Here is a 15,825-nt window from a genome sequence, read left to right as displayed (position 1 = left end):
TCGTGAAAAGAGGATTAAAAAATGCAAATGCCATGCGTAAATACATTGAGTCGTTGGCTCTTTAAAGGCTCTGTAGCAACAGTTTTAATTACCTGCGCTAGCTGGAGTTCTGTCTCAGCAGCCAATGATAAATTTGAAGGGATCCCAGGAGAAAGAACGTGTTTCTTCCGTTATGGTCCCGTCTCTGCTGACCCGTATATCAACGTTGCCTACCCCGATGCAGCAGTTAAGTATTGGGGATCAGCTTTTACTGTACCTGATGGTGCCAAGCTCAGGTTAGAAGGGCAATTCCCACATTCTCGCTACATGTCGTTCATTAGCTATGATGACCGTGGAAGACCGGTGCAATCTTTACCCGACTATATGATAAAACCCAGCCAAAGCAGCGTGAACCCTTTCAGAGAAGGCAGCCAGCGCGACAGCGTTCTTAGAAGCTATCAAGTCAATATTCTCGACTCTCAACCAAAAACTGATTACACCGCAGGCCAAATACGTGACGGTGCTGAAATGGATGAACTGCACACGCCGAAATCTTCAGCTAATCAGCAAGTGATCATTTACCGTATCTACGCAAAAGACGAAAACAGTGATGGCACAGGGAATACAGCATTACCTCAGCCAATCGTCACTCTAGCTTCAGGAAAGGAACTTCGCGGGCAAGAAGCGTGTGATTCTCTGCAAAGTACACAACCGTTAAAAGCTCAATTGAATGCTTTGGGGATCCCTGTAGAGAAATATCGAGAACTGGTGTCACAACCCAACAAGCCAGCAGGCTTCCCCGCGACCAACCCATCGACTTGGCACATTCAACTCGACCGAGAAAGCTTGTTAGGTATCTACACTGGGAAAGTCAATCCTGAAGCTCGCCGTAGCACGGGTGGCTTCTACCCCAATCTTGATAACAATTACATTAGAACCGTCGTCAATCGCAAACATGGCCCTGTATTTGTCCTCAGAGCGAAAGCACCTGTGACGCCAAAAACTTTCCATGGCGTTAAAAAGATGACCAAAGGTGACCTTCGTTATTGGTCGGTCTGCTCGAATAAAGGCTTCGCTGTAACCAAAGTCAACGACTGCCTTTACGATGAAGCTATTCCGGTGGACAAAGACGGGTATTACACTGTCGCCGTGAGTCGCGCCGCCGACAGGCCACGTAACGCTTTTGCCCAATGTGGTGTAGGTTGGTTACCAATGGCAGACGATGGTGATGGCATTATTGATGAAGATGCATCGATTGTTCAAATCCGTCACATGCTCGCAGCGCCGGAGTTTAGCCACGCCATCCAAAACATCCAGCAAGACAAAGATATCGCCCCGGTGATGGGGGAATACTACCCAAGAACTTTCTACACGACGACCAACAACTTCGAGCTGATGATCCCTTGCTCGGGATAGTCCTTTCCAGCTGAATAACCAATTAATAAAACTATGAAATGGCAGGTTCCCCGCCTGCCATCTATGACCGAATACCATCCATTTTCTGAGGTTGCCATGCTACTTAAACTACTATCATTGTTGTCGCTCATGTCTTTTCTTATACTGGCACAAGCAGCGCAAACAGAAGAACTCAAACCAGAACTAAAACCAGAGCAAGAACAAGAACAAATAGAAGACCTAGACGATCCTACCACGCTGAGCTCGTTTCTGGGAATACGAACAGGGACCAACGGATATGGTGCCATCGCGCAATTTGGATTCAACAGCCCCGACAGTGTATTGGGTCACAACAGCTTCATTCAATTTAAAGACGATTTTGAAACCGTACATCTACGCCATTTTTCTATCTATAAACAAAGTGGAACAGGGTTGTTTGTCGATATGCAGCGCAACAACGCCAATGCGATTCCCGTTAACCGAGCTTCTGTTGGCGCCATCCAGATAATCCCTATCTCAGATAACCTTAGGATCAACCCAGCCCTTTTATACGGCGAAACCTGGACAGACGATAAGAAAGCTCAAAAAACACTATTTCCAGATACGTCGATCGTGACCTTGTATACCTTTATTCGCTGGCAAGTCGCCGACGACTGGTTCGTCAATTTGGTACCTCAATATACCTACAGCGTAAATGGACGAAAGATTCGCTTGTTTGAACTCGTCACCCAAGTTGGCCACAACATTACTAAGGAAACGAGCATGGCGATAAATACCGATGAAGACGACAACTTTTGGTTAACACTAAAGCACGCCTTTTAAGTCTGACTATGGTAAACCGTTGGGCTTAACTGTACTTTGGCTAAACACTTGTAAATCATTCCATTTTTGGAAAAATAAATTACGTAGATGTACTGGAACTTTTTCCTATTAATAAGTGACCAATACTCAAAATAAGAATCAAATGGCCCCCAGAGAGTCCAAAAATGCATAAAAATAACTTCGAAATCCTTCAAAACTACCTAGAGTCTCAAATCATTGGTCAGCAAGAGCTCGTAAAACAATTGATGATCGCCTTACTGGCAGATGGTCATATCCTTGTTGAAGGGCCTCCGGGGTTGGCAAAAACCCGCGCAGTAAAGTCGCTGGCTGACTGTGTCGAGGGAGATTTTCACCGTATTCAATTTACCCCTGACCTATTGCCTGCCGACCTAACTGGTACCGATATTTTCCGTCCAGAAACCGGAGAGTTCACTTTCCAATCGGGCCCGATTTTTAACTCGCTTATTCTAGCGGATGAGATCAACCGTGCTCCGGCGAAAGTGCAAGCCGCAATGCTAGAAGCTATGGCTGAGAAGCAGGTGACCGCTGGTCGAAAAACCTATGCTCTGCCTGATCTTTTTTGGTGATGGCAACGCAAAACCCGATTGAGCAAGAAGGCACTTACCCGCTGCCGGAAGCTCAATTAGACCGTTTCTTGCTGCATTTAGAAGTGGCTTATCCAGACATGGAAAGTGAGCTGGAGATCTTGCGCCTAAACAGAGGCGAAGCGCAAGGCAATCAACCTGTTCAACCAGAGCCTATTTCTCAACAAACTATCTTCGAAGCTCGCCAAGAAGTGCTCAGCATTCACATGGCAGACACCATTGAGCAGTACATAATCAGACTAGTAATGGCGACTCGCCAACCTAAACAATACAGCGACCAACTTGATCAATGGTTAGACATGGGTGTTAGCCCGCGTGCAACCATCGCGTTAGACCGTTGTGCCCGCGCTCACGCTTGGCTTGCTGGCCGCGACTATGTTACTCCACAAGATGTTCAAGCGATGGCATTCCCTGTATTGCGCCACCGCCTGCTTCGTAGCTACCACGCACAAGCTGAAGGGGTCACTGCAAACCAAGTGATCGCACACCTTATATCACTGGTTGGTAGCGCATAGGGATAAGCGCATGAATAATCAATTACCCAACCATAGTGACGGTGTCACGTTAAATCTAGACGAACTGCTGCAATACAAAGCGCAGTCTGTTCGCTGGTTGCCTCCAGCCAAGAGCCTGTGGTCGCAACTAAACGGTCAACACGAGAGCAATCGTAAAGGTCGCGGAATGAATTTCTCTGAGGTTCGTCAATATCAGGCGGGCGACGACATCCGCAGCATTGATTGGCGCGTCACGGCGAGAACAGGCAAGGCGCATACCAAACTGTTTTCTGAAGAAAGAGAACAGCCTGTGATTTTGTTCTTAGATCTGTCGAGCAGTATGATTTTCGGCTCAACCTTGTTACTTAAATCGGTTCAACTCGCGCACTTTGCCAGCCAACTTTGCTGGTTAACCGTCGCTCAAAAAGACCGTATTGGCGCAGTGATAGATACTGGCCAAGAGATCATTGAGATTAAACCCAGTGCTAGCAACCATGCTCCGCTACGTATTTTACAAAAAGTCATAGAAATCAATAACGCAGCGCTGACCAACCCAGGCAATAACAGCGACACAACCTTAGAGCATGGGCTGAAATCTCTTCACCAGCTTTGCCCGAAAGGAAGCGATATCATTATGCTCAGTGATTTCGTCCGTTATAACGAAAGTAATTACTCACTTATCAATCAAATACGTCGACATAATCGAGTTCGCTTGGTTCATTTTTACGATCCATTAGAACAAGGTGTTACTGCATTCAAAGGTTCAAAACAGATCACCGATGGCAATAAAACCCAATGGTTTAATTTCTCCTCCAATAAAGAGAAGCAAAAACTCAACCACGCTTTTTCACTAAAGAAGCAGCAGCTACAACAGTTGGGCTTATCTCTCGCGATACCCTATAGCTCGCTGTCGAGTGCACAACCATTGATGAGTCAGATATCAGGATCTCAGTCATGAAGCAGCCCTTAGATTTAAGCCCGGCTATTGCGCCAGACGCACCGACATGGTGGCCTCTAGCATGGGGTTGGTGGGCTGTGATTGTCATAGCCATTACCCTGATTGCCTTGGTGTTCTTTATTGTAAAGCGCAGAAAAAACAACCAACTACCGAAGCAAGAAGCGCTGTCTTATTTCAGCAATCGTCAGTCTTCAAATCGCTTGTCTCCGAGCGAAGCACAACGCATCCTTCGTCAAGCAGCGCTGAGTTATTTCCCACGCGAAAAAGTGGCAGGCTTGTCTGGTGATAATTGGTTGGCGTTCTTGGATGCACAATTAGCGAAGCCGTTATTTTCCGTAAAGCAATCACAATGGCAACAAGCGCTATACCAAGATGCATCCTTGATGACCGACGAACAGAAAAAGGCTCAACAGCAATTGGTTAATGACTGCGAAACTTGGCTTCGTAAAGCCCTTCCTCCAAAGCGAGGTAATAATGACTAATCTTCTAAGCACTAACTTGCTAAACATTGAATTCGTTTGGTGGTGGATGCTTTTCCTCGTGCCACTGCCGTTTGTCATTTACTTATTGTCACCAAAGGCGAAATCAAACAGCGCCCTTAAGCTTCCATTTCTGCCAGAGGACAGTAACACCAAAACTCCGAGCACTCGCATACCAAAGGCGTTGTCAGTCATTATTTGGCTTCTGCTAGTAACGGCGAGCGCGCGTCCAGTCTGGTATGGCGAACCGGTGGAGTTTCAGCCGAAGCACCGTGATTTGATGTTGGTAGTCGACCTCTCCTACTCGATGAGCCAAGAGGACATGCAGTTCAATGGTGAATACATCGACCGATTATCGGCGGTCAAACATGTGTTGAGTGACTTTATTGAACGCCGCAAAGGCGACCGAGTTGGGTTGGTGCTCTTTGCCGATCATGCGTATTTGCAAACTCCCCTGACGTTAGACAGAGACACGCTATCACAACAACTCAATCAAGCGGTGTTAAAGCTTATCGGTACTCAAACTGCGATCGGTGATGGTATTGGCCTTGCCACCAAAACCTTCGTCGACAGCGATGCCCCTCAGCGTGTGATGATTCTACTCAGTGACGGCAGCAATACCGCGGGCGTATTAGATCCACTAGAAGCCACAGATATTGCTAAGAAGTACAACGCGACGATTTACACCGTGGGTGTCGGTGCGGGCGAAATGATGGTCAAAGAGTTCTTCATGACTCGTAAGGTCAATACTGCTCAAGACTTGGATGAGCGTACTCTAATGGAAATCGCCAAACGCACTGGTGGTCAGTACTTCCGAGCGCGTGACAGCAAAGAGCTGGCAACGATTTACGACACCATCAACCAATTAGAACCCGTGACGAACGCCACTAAGATCTGGCGACCACAACAAGAGTGGTTTGTCTGGCCACTGTCGGCGGCAATGTTCTTCGCATTTATGCTGTTAGCCATTAGGAGAAACAATGTCTAACTTTACTTTTATCTACCCATATTGGTTCTTAGCGCTTGCCGTGCTGCCCGCAATTTGGTGGCTCAGCAAGAGACAATCGAAACAAGGGTTACTGGCCTCTCATATCGCTCGCTACTTGGCACCAGAATCAAGCAAGCCATCAAAAAACCGCAGCACTTACTTTGGTATCTGGTGGTTAGTTGGTGTTATTGCACTAGCCGGTCCCAGCTTTGAAAACAATGAACAGCCAAGCTTTGAAAAAACACAGGCGCGAGTTGTGATCATGGATATGTCGATGTCTATGTATGCCACTGACATTAAACCAAACCGCTTAACACAGGCGCGATACAAGGCTCTGGATCTGCTTTCTTTATGGAAAGAAGGCCTAACTGGAATGGTGGCATACGCCGGAGATGCTTACACCATTAGTCCGCTAACGTCTGACATCAACACCATCAAGAACCTCGTACCCAACCTATCACCAGATATCATGCCCTTCCAAGGCGGCAATGCAGCATCGGCAGTTAAGCTTGCGATTGAGATGATGACTCGCGCTCATATCTACCAAGGCGATCTGGTACTGATTGCTGATGATATTGATGGTCAAGAGAAGAAAGATATCGACTCGCTACTCTCTGGTAGTAATTGGACGTTGTCAGTCTTGGCTGTAGGTACGGAAAGCGGCGCGCCGATCTCGTTACCTACAGGTTCGATGTTACAAACCGACGCAGGACAAACCGTGGTTGCGAAAACCAACGTAGACAATATGCGCGACCTGACTCGTCGCTCTGGAGGCACATTCACTGAGGTACAATTTGATAACTCAGACGTTGAACACATCGCAAGTTATCTCGACCGAATTGCTACAACATCAGAAGTGACTAAAACCGATAACTCGCTCAATACCAGAGTGAACAATGGTTTCTGGTTATTGCCATTTTTGTTACTTCCTGTCCTTGGGCTATTTCGAAAAGGGGTTATTTGGTGTGGCCTAGCTGTGCTTGTATCGTTCAGCCAGCCGAATACTGCGTTTGCGAATCCTTGGAAAACCGATGATCAGGTGGGTTATCAATTATATCAAGATGAGAACTTCCAGCAGGCAGCTGAACAATTCAAACAACAAGAGTGGAAAGGCATCTCACAATACAAAGCGGGTGACTTCGAAGCTGCGGAACAAACACTACAAGGTTTGACTGACGAAAATGCTCGCTACAACCTCGCCAATGCACAAGCAAAGCAAGGCAAGTACGACCAAGCAATTGAAGAGTATCAACGTATTCTCGAAAGCAACCCTGAACATACTTATGCTAAGAAGAACTTAGAGGTCGTCGAACAAGCCCAGAAGCAACAGCAACAGCAACAGCAACAGCAACAGCAAGGCGATTCTGAATCCAAAGACCAGAAAGACCAAAACCAGCAAGGTCAGCAAGGTCAGCAAGGTCAGCAAGGTCAGCAAGGTCAGCAAGGTCAGCAAAATGATTCTTCGCAAAGCTCGCAGGATCAACAACAAAGCTCTGCTGACAATGGCAAGTCGCAAAGTCAAAGCGGCAGCCAAGATCAAAGTGAAAACCAAGATCAGAATACTGACCAAAGCCAAGCTGATAACCGCTCTGATTCCAAGATGGATGAAGAAAACGACAAGCAAGCTGTGCAACAAAACAAAGCGGATCAAGCAGGTAGGCCGTCACAGGACAAAGATGACTCTGCATCTCAGACTGCTCAAGAGGCTGCTAAGGAAGACAGTGATAACAACACTCAACAAGCTGCAGCACAAGTATCAGGTCAACCTATGTCGAGCGATCCTGATATGCGAAAGCTTGAGCAAGTCGAGAGTGCACGAGACCCAAGCCAGCTGCTTAAAGCGCAAATGATTTTACAAGCACGACAAAAAAGTGCTCCTAACAACCAGAACAAAAAGTGGTAACCATGCGATTTCTTAACAAGCCATTTTTATCCATACTCCTAACGCTGGCGTTAGGAGCTTTCTCGTCCTTTTCTGCATTGGCGGCTACTGCCGTAGCGAGCGTTTCACAAAACAGTGTCACCAAAGACCAAGTATTTCTACTTAGAGTCGCGACTGATGAAAAGGTCTCTTCTGATGCTTTAGATCTAAAGGCGCTCCAACAGGACTTCTATGTCGGCACACCAAGTTTTGGGTCGTCGATGCGAATCGTCAATGGCAGCCGTTCGGTGTCAAGTGAATGGAACGTCAGCCTTGCGCCACTGCGTTTGGGGAAGGTTCAGATTCCTAGCTTCGATATTGAAGGGGCAAAAACCAAGCCAATCACCATCAATGTTGCCGTTAATAAAGCTGCACCTACTCAACATGATATGGCTGAGTTCCAGCTTAATCTGAGTAAAGACTCGCTGTACCCACAAGAAGTCGCTGAGCTGGATGTAAAACTGATAATTAAAGCTGACCCAAGAAGACTGCAAGATCCTAAAATAGCGCCACCGAGCTCGCAGGGCTTAGATGTGGAACCTATTGGTGAATCGAAGCAATTTCAAGATGTCCTCAATGGACAAGAAGTCACAGTTGTTCAGCAATCTTTCCATATATCGTCACAGCAAGCAGGACAATTTCAGCTTCAAGGGCCAAAGTTAACCGGTGCTGTTGTTTACTCAACCAACAACTCCAGTACAACGCGTCTGTTCCAACTGAACACGCCTGTTGAAACCTTAGATGTCACAGTGAATCCGGTACCAAAAGGCTACCAAGGTGAGTGGTTACCAACATCAAACTTTAAGCTGATACAACAATGGTCAGACAGCCAAGGTAATGAACTGACGGATGGCAATGCTTTAGGTGGCGACAAGCAGAAGATTGAAATGGAAGCGGGTGATTCTCTAACTCGAACCATTACTATGACAGCCAGTAACTTGACCCAACATCAGTTACCAAAACTGAACATCACCTACCCTAAAACGGTGCGTGTTTATGAAGAAAAACCGCAATTTGGCACCACCCAATCCGGTGATGCTGTCGTTGTCTATAAGCAGGTACTAATCCCTAAGGAATCAGGAAGCATCTCTCTTCCTGATGTTTCTCAAGCTTGGTTTAACACAGACTCACAATCACAAGAAACCAGTAAAGCGCTTGGGCTAGAGTTAGCGGTAAAAGCAAGTGACCGTGCGACGTCTAGCACACCACCGGTTACAGCACCACAAGCCCAACAAGTAAGCCCAACGGTTGTGACTGTTGATAGTCCGGGGTTCTGGCCTTATCTCGCCGCGCTATTCGCAGCCTTGTGGTTGATTAGCTCAGTGATGGCTTTCTACTTCTGGTCACGCCGCGATGTAACGACAAAACCAACACACACTGTTGAACGTCAATCAGATACAGCAGAAGCGCTTATTGAAGCTCTAAAAACGAAAGATGGTGTGATGACAAGAACCTTGTTTGAACAGTGGAAAGCTGAAAACCCAGATTTGAGCGATGAGACGTTAGACGTCGTTGAAGCCGAGCTAAGTAAGCTAAACCAGAGTCTTTATGGTGAAGCTAGCTCGACAAAACCATCATGGGCTCCTTCTAAAGTAATCAAAGCGGTTAAGAAGCCAAAGCGAGTTTCTAGCAAAACGCGTAAAAGCTCACTAGAAACGCTTTAATTAACTAGCAAAACTCTAAAATAACAAAGCCGTGACGACCACCTTGTGAGCATCACGGCTTCATTCGTTCTAAGATAGGAAGAAAAAGTACTGTGCTAAGAAATTGAAACCGAGACCTTTTTTCGCTTCAATGCTGAGACGATTCTATTTCGCCCTGAGTCTTTGGCTTGATACAAGGCTTTGTCTGCCTTGCCATACAGCAGATCAAAATCGAACTGGTGCTGATCAGAGGTTATCGACGCATAACCGACAGACGCGGTTAAATATGGGCTAGTGCTACTTTCACAATGGAGGATCTTCGCCTCTTCAATACATTTCCTGATCGACTCTGCTCGCAGCTTAGTCTCAGAGTGATTGGTGCCGATCATCAACAACATAAACTCTTCTCCGCCTATACGGCAGAACGTTTCCTTATCGCTATGAACATGAGCATTAAGTATCTTACCTATGGTCCGCAGTGCCGCGTCCCCTTCAGTATGACCATAGACGCTGTTGTACAAACCGAAGTGATCAAGGTCGACAAGAATCAGTCCAAACGTGACTTCATCCTCTGTGGCAAATGCCCCTTGATCATCACAATTGAGATCATCTAAAACCTGAGACAACATACGACGGTTTCCAAGACGCGTCAGCGGGTCTAGTTTAGAAATGATATCCAATTGCTCATTAGCCAACTCTAGCTCTTGAGTGCGTTTGCTGACCTCTTGTTCAAGCGTTTCATTGAGCTTTTTGAGCTCCTCTTGAGCCATGGTTCTTTGCAATACCTCAGCAAGGCTAGAGGCAAATATACGAATCACTTCGCGCAATTGAGAAGTTAAAGGGCTGCGTGTTAGCAAGTTATCAGCGGCAATAAACGCAATCGGCTCACCCGTATTAGTGGTGAGCATCGTCATTGCGGTCCAACCGACTCCGACAATATTGAAATCGTGATAAATAGGGACCGACTCTTCAAATGCAACTTGGTTAGGACAAGCACGAGCCGCGGCGACAATGTCACGTTCCACTAGCTCAGAGCGATAATAGGATTCATCAACAATGTCACCTTTAATATCTGTACCCCATGTACCTTGCATGTAGCTACAGTTCTTATCGGTAAGAAAAACCGCCAATCGGTCGATACCTAAGTGCTGAATAGCAAAACTTACTGCAGACTTACACACCTCACTGACACTATCGCAGCGAGACAACTCAACCATGCTCGAGTGCAGCATACGTATGTTCTGTTCTTGGCGTTTACGAATGTAGATTTGAGAAAGCAGAGAGCCGAACGATTCAAGCATCTGCTTTTGGTAATTGGTAATTGACGAACGGTGAATGTAGTTGTCCATGGCGATCCAACCGACAGGTTTATCCCCTTCTCGTAAGATCAACATACCATTCCAACCCTGTCCAACCACTTTGCCTTCAGTGTATAGAGGCGCTTGTTCAATAATAACCAAGTTGGTGTGGTTGTCAGACAGAGCCTCTATATATTCCGCTTCAAGCTGATGTAAGTCGTATTGAGTATGATGCTCGCTATTAGTTTTTCCCAGTTCATCAGTGCCGTAAGTTCCACTAAAACACCGCTTTTTCATATCAAGCAACATAAAGATCGCACGATCAAAGCCTAAGCGGTCACGTACAGCTTCTACTGACGCTTTATAGAGTGCGTCTAAAGATTCTGGATTCGATAGCTCTAACGCTACCTGATGTACTAACTTCATGTTCTCGACAAACAATTCGCGAAGCTTAATTTCATCCAGGTACTGCGCCTCTCGGGTATCCCGATGCTTAATCTCGATAGCAGCGTTCTTTTCTGCACGAACGCATTGCCAGCGGGCTGCGGCGAGTTGGAGAACATCAAGATCTTGATCGAAAGTTTGGTTTATCTGTTCAGCACTGCAATTTTGAACAATTAAATAAGTTCTGCAGGCAGGCGCGTTGTCGAGCATCATGATGAATGACTCTCCACCGAGCACCTTCATATGCTCCCACTTACAAGTATTGATAGCCATAGGCAACACCCCGTCCGCGGTATCGAACTGGGCAACCCAAGGCCAAAATGTGGAAGGATAACTCGATAACGAGGTTAATTCGCCGTAAGAGAACAGCGCTAACGAATCGCTCTCCGGCGTCGGCTCCGCAAATATTCCAATCCCTTGAGGAGCGAGTACCTTAACCAGATAGTCAAAAAGAGATTCAGCCAATAAACGATGGTCGCGCGCAGCAGATATTTGTTTTGCAAAGGCTTTAACAGGCACAGCTTCCGTCCATTGGCTATTGAGAATGAAGCAAAAATACCGAAGCATTGATATGCAATCAATGTAACTAAAAATGAGATGTTAAGCGGGTCGCAATTTCACTTTTAACATTATCACAAGCATGAGAAGAACGACAAAAATGGGATTTTCTGCCCAAAATTTCATCGACATTGTGACTTTTTTAAGAACATAAAAAAGCCCCACATTAGAGTGGGGCAAAACTTCCATCGCTTATAGTTATAGTGATAATTCTGTAAGTAAAATCGATTATCTAACCTGCGTTTCAGTGAGCGCGCTGGTTTGCTAAAAGGACAAAAACAGCACTTAAATAATCAATTAACCAAAGTCACCATTTACGTAACCTTTAGTGCGATCATCTTTTGGCTCGCTGAAGATAACACTCGTTTCGTTGTGCTCTACAAGCTCTCCCATTAGGAAGAAAGCAGTACGGTCTGAAATACGACGCGCTTGCTGCATTGAGTGCGTTACGATAACGATAGTGAAGTCTTTCTTCAGGTCTTCCATCAACTCTTCAATCTTGTGTGTCGCGATTGGGTCTAGAGCCGATGTAGGTTCATCCATCAGGATTACATCCGGTTCCATTGCAATTGTACGAGCGATACATAGACGCTGTTGCTGACCACCAGATAAGCCAAATGCGTGTGCTTTAAGACGATCTTTTACTTCATCCCAAAGTGCTGCACTGCGCAGTGAGCTTTCTACTACTTCATCAATGTGCTTCTTGTCTTTGATGCCTTGAGCACGTAAGCCATAAGCTACGTTCTCGTAGATGCTCATTGGGAATGGGTTTGGCTTTTGGAATACCATGCCTACACGAATACGTAGGTCAGCCACATCAATATTGCCGTAGATGTTTGTGCCATCCATATCCAGCTTACCTTTAATAGTAACGCCTTCAATTAGGTCATTCATACGGTTCAAGCAACGTAGTAGCGTTGACTTACCACAACCTGATGGGCCAATCAGTGCCGTAACCTGACGAGTTGGAATTGGCAGATTGATAGATTTAAGCGCTTGATTGTCGCCGTAAAACAGATCTAGGTTCTCAATATCAAATTTGTTCATGTTCGTAATCTCTAAATTCTTAAATTCGTGTCTAACTTGACGCTTTCTTTATCACGGGGGCTCTCTTTATTATTGAGCCGGCTAATGAGCTTAGTAAGTTGCCGTGTTGAAGCGTCTCGCAATCAGTTTTGTAACCATGTTGATCAAGAGAACCAATACGATTAGGACTGTCGCCGTGCCGTAGGCTTGGTTCCACTCATCGATAGTAAATAGCTCTGTTGTCAGCTTATATAGGTGAACCGTTAGTGTACGGCCAGAATCGAATACCGACTCAGGAACACGTGCCACCATACCTGCTGTTAAAAATACAGGTGCTGATTCGCCAATTACACGACCAATACTCAGAATGACCGAAGTTAAGATACCTGGCATTGCGCTTGGTAAGATCAAGCGCCAGATAGTGTAGATTTTTGAAGCGCCAAGGCCGTATGAGCCTTCACGATAAGTTTGTGGTACTGCCATCAATGCTTCTTCTGTAGTACGAATAATTACAGGAAGAATCAGGATACTTAGCGTTAATGCACCCGACAAAATCGAGAAGCCGAGACCCAGAATCGAAACAAAGAAGGTCATACCGAACAGACCAAAGATAATCGATGGGATACCCGCTAGCGACTCAGTACAGAATCGAATCACTTTCACCAATCGACTACCTACTTTCGCATATTCAGTTAGGTATATCGCCGTCATGATGCCTAGTGGTGCGGCTACCGCAATCGATGCAATTACCATGTAGATCGTGGCGATGATCATTGGGAAAATACCACGCTCTTCACCAGTACGAGTGTAATCGTCAGTGATGAAGTTCCAATCTACGTATTGCAGACCGTTCGATAAGATGTACCAAATAATCCAGAATAAGAAACCAACGGTTACAGCCGCAGCTGCCCAGATAAAACCTTTTAGGATGTTATCTTTGGTTTGACGTGCTTGTTTTAGTTTTACGCGATCCATATTACTTATCCTCGCCTACTTCGCTTTTTCACGGTTAAGATAAAGTAGAGCACCATTTAACATCATGATGAACACTAGAAGTACAACGCCTGTTGCGTACAGCGCGTTAGCGTGAACGCCACTTGCGTAAGACATTTCAATTGCAATGTTTGCTGTTAGCGTACGAGCAGAATCCAAAATACCTTCTGGCATTGCTGGCGCATTACCCATAACCATGATGATTGCCATCGTTTCGCCAAGTGCGCGACCGATACCCAAAATCACACCAGTCATAATGCCTGAACGTGCAGCAGGAACGAGTAGCTTAAAAATCGTGTAGATTTTCGAAGCACCCAGTGCAAGTGAACCTTCTTTGTATGTACGAGGTACAGCACGAATCGAAGTTTCAGAAACCGTGATAACGGTAGGAAGAATCATGATCCCCAGAACAATGATACCCGCCAGGATAGTATTACCGGCTGGTACTTGGAAAATGTTCTGAATCATTGGAACGATAATTACTAGACCGAAGAAGCCGTAAACTACCGACGGGATACCCGCTAGAAGCTCAACTGCTGGTCGAATAATATCTGCAAGACGCTTGGGAGCAATCTCAGCAATAAAAATAGCGGTTAATACACCTACCGGTACACCAACAACTACAGCGCCAAGTGTCGAAACAATCGATGCAACAATCATGGTTGCAACACCGAATAGAGCTGGAGGTAACCAATCAACACCCAGAACGATGCCAGAAACACCGGCCTCTTGGAATGCAGGAATACTCTCTGCAACGATAAAGTAAGCGATAACGGCTAGCGATACGATGCCGATCACAGCACTCGATAAGAACAAGCCGTGGAAGATTCTTTCTCTCCAGTCGATGCGCTTCTTAGCACGCAGACTTGGCTTATTGATTTGAGTCGCTTCAGTATTCATAAGCTTTTCACTATTTGCGATGGTCATATATAAAATCTCAAACTTTGTGGCTCAAAAAGAGCTCGAAATAAACAAAGTTGAAAGAAAAGGCTCAGCCTAAAGCAGGCTGAGCAATAATTAAGATTGAGTCAGTTAAGATTAGTTAACTGTGATGTAGCCTTTCTTACCAGCGATAGCTTGAGCTTCGTCTGCAACCATCCAGTCTAGGAATTGTTGAGTTTCAGCTGTTGGAGCGCCTGCTTTGTAAAGAACTAGGAAAGGACGAGCAACTTTGTAAGAGCCGTTCTTAACGTTATCAACTGATGCTTCTGCGCCGTCGATAGTTAGAGCTTGAACTGTGTTGTCTACAGTACCAAGAGAGATAAAGCCGATAGCGTATGGGTTGCTTGCTACAGAAACTTTAAGTGCGCCGTTACCGTTTGCAACTTGTGCACGCTGAGAGATAGCCGATACTTTCTTATCGCCGATCTTCTTCTTAAGCTTCATGATGTCTTCGAATGCACCACGTGTACCAGATGCAGTATCACGAGTAATTGCTACGATTGGCTTGTCTGCACCACCAACATCTTTCCAGTTAGTGATGTCGCCTTTGTAGATTGAAGTGATTTGCTCAGCTGTAAGAGCAGATACTTCGTTATTTGGGTTAACAACAACTGCGATACCGTCACGAGCGATAACGAGCTCTTTCAGGTCAGCTGTTTTCTCTTCTTCTTTAAGGTCACGAGAAGAGATACCAAGGTCAGCACTTCCATTTTTTGCTGCTTTGATGCCTGCAGAAGAGCCTGGAGCTTGAATTTCGATGAACACTGGTTCGCCTTTATTCATGTAGGTTTCTGCAAAAACTTCAACCAGTGGAGAAGCACTGTTAGAGCCAACTACAGAGATAGTTTCTTTAGCTGAAGCTGTATTCACTGTTAGAGCGCCTAGTAGTGCGATTGCACCGATAACTGTCTTTTTCATCACAAATTTCCTTTAGTGGCGTTATTGCCGTAATGTTGTTTTGCTTGAACGGTGCCCACTTTAGAATCTGAATGTGACAGTTGTGTTTCACTTAATTGAAGCCTATATGACAACTACAATTTATTTTCTTATTCCCCCCTACCAAATAGCCTTGAAGTAATCAATTGGCCTCACTCATAGGCACCGAATATTCATTCCAACCTATTTAAGCCAAACCACTCAATATCTCGCCATCCCTTTTATTACCTAATACCACACAAGGTTCTGTGTCAAATAACCCTACCTTAAAAATGGCTAAAGCCTTGTTTGTGCAATAAATATTCAAAATTTATCAAATATCTATCTCATATATCAAAATCGAA

Annotated in this window: 12 protein-coding genes and 1 pseudogene; 8 read left to right on the top strand and 5 right to left on the bottom strand. The window is 45.5% G+C overall.

Going from position 1 to position 15,825, the window contains the following annotated elements; translation table 11 throughout:
• Nucleotides 1-21 precede the first annotated feature (21 nt).
• The 8 genes and pseudogenes from AB8613_RS19835 (at nucleotide 22) to AB8613_RS19800 (ending at nucleotide 9,305) form a co-directional block, all read left to right on the top strand.
• Nucleotides 22-1,395 (top strand): hypothetical protein, encoded by a 1,374-nt coding sequence (locus tag AB8613_RS19835; protein ID WP_372385736.1) that lies wholly within the window; start codon nucleotides 22-24, stop codon nucleotides 1,393-1,395.
• Nucleotides 1,396-1,524: 129 nt separating this feature from the next.
• Nucleotides 1,525-2,196 (top strand): hypothetical protein, encoded by a 672-nt coding sequence (locus AB8613_RS19830; protein WP_372385735.1) that lies wholly within the window; start codon nucleotides 1,525-1,527, stop codon nucleotides 2,194-2,196.
• Nucleotides 2,197-2,360: 164 nt separating this feature from the next.
• Nucleotides 2,361-3,316 (top strand): annotated as a pseudogene (locus AB8613_RS19825) (AAA family ATPase).
• Nucleotides 3,317-3,326: 10 nt separating this feature from the next.
• Nucleotides 3,327-4,253, top strand: a complete 927-nt coding sequence (locus tag AB8613_RS19820; protein ID WP_372385734.1) for a DUF58 domain-containing protein — start codon at nucleotides 3,327-3,329, stop codon at nucleotides 4,251-4,253.
• The gene (locus AB8613_RS19815) at nucleotides 4,250-4,735 is read left to right on the top strand and encodes a DUF4381 domain-containing protein (RefSeq protein ID WP_372385732.1); all 486 of its coding nucleotides are present in this window, start codon (nucleotides 4,250-4,252) and stop codon (nucleotides 4,733-4,735) included. Before AB8613_RS19820 ends, AB8613_RS19815 begins: the two co-directional genes overlap by 4 nt.
• Nucleotides 4,728-5,720, top strand: coding sequence for a VWA domain-containing protein (locus tag AB8613_RS19810; protein WP_372385730.1), 993 nt, complete (start codon nucleotides 4,728-4,730; stop codon nucleotides 5,718-5,720). The genes AB8613_RS19815 and AB8613_RS19810 overlap by 8 nt, the downstream gene beginning before the upstream one ends.
• The gene (locus AB8613_RS19805) at nucleotides 5,713-7,623 is read left to right on the top strand and encodes a VWA domain-containing protein (protein ID WP_372385728.1); all 1,911 of its coding nucleotides are present in this window, start codon (nucleotides 5,713-5,715) and stop codon (nucleotides 7,621-7,623) included. Before AB8613_RS19810 ends, AB8613_RS19805 begins: the two co-directional genes overlap by 8 nt.
• A gap of 2 nt (nucleotides 7,624-7,625) precedes the next feature.
• On the top strand, nucleotides 7,626-9,305 hold the full coding sequence (locus AB8613_RS19800) for a BatD family protein (protein WP_372385727.1): 1,680 nt from the start codon (nucleotides 7,626-7,628) through the stop codon (nucleotides 9,303-9,305).
• A 95-nt stretch (nucleotides 9,306-9,400) separates the two neighbouring features.
• On the opposite strand, the gene AB8613_RS19795 is transcribed toward AB8613_RS19800, so the two are convergent.
• From AB8613_RS19795 to AB8613_RS19775, 5 genes are all read right to left on the bottom strand, one after another.
• Nucleotides 9,401-11,545, bottom strand: coding sequence for a GGDEF domain-containing protein (locus AB8613_RS19795; protein ID WP_372385725.1), 2,145 nt, complete (start codon nucleotides 11,543-11,545; stop codon nucleotides 9,401-9,403).
• A 336-nt stretch (nucleotides 11,546-11,881) separates the two neighbouring features.
• A complete protein-coding gene (gene pstB, locus AB8613_RS19790) occupies nucleotides 11,882-12,631 on the bottom strand; it encodes a phosphate ABC transporter ATP-binding protein PstB (RefSeq protein WP_004732036.1) in 750 nt (249 codons plus the stop codon).
• A 90-nt stretch (nucleotides 12,632-12,721) separates the two neighbouring features.
• Nucleotides 12,722-13,585 carry a phosphate ABC transporter permease PstA gene (gene pstA / locus AB8613_RS19785; RefSeq protein ID WP_017064256.1) on the bottom strand — a complete coding sequence of 288 codons (864 nt, stop codon included), beginning with the start codon at nucleotides 13,583-13,585 and terminating at the stop codon, nucleotides 12,722-12,724.
• Between the two features lie 15 nt (nucleotides 13,586-13,600).
• A complete protein-coding gene (gene pstC / locus AB8613_RS19780; protein WP_019822958.1) occupies nucleotides 13,601-14,530 on the bottom strand; it encodes a phosphate ABC transporter permease subunit PstC in 930 nt (309 codons plus the stop codon).
• Between the two features lie 111 nt (nucleotides 14,531-14,641).
• Nucleotides 14,642-15,463: a phosphate ABC transporter substrate-binding protein gene (locus AB8613_RS19775; RefSeq protein ID WP_017108956.1), complete on the bottom strand. Its 822-nt coding sequence runs from the start codon at nucleotides 15,461-15,463 to the stop codon at nucleotides 14,642-14,644.
• Between the last annotated feature and the right edge of the window lie 362 nt (nucleotides 15,464-15,825).

Origin of the sequence: Vibrio sp. BS-M-Sm-2 (genome assembly GCF_041504345.1) — a bacterium.
GTDB classification, from domain to species: domain Bacteria; phylum Pseudomonadota; class Gammaproteobacteria; order Enterobacterales; family Vibrionaceae; genus Vibrio; species Vibrio satsumensis.
The sequence above is the reverse complement of the archived record's forward strand: the minus strand, read 5'-3'. Positions and strand labels throughout refer to the sequence as shown.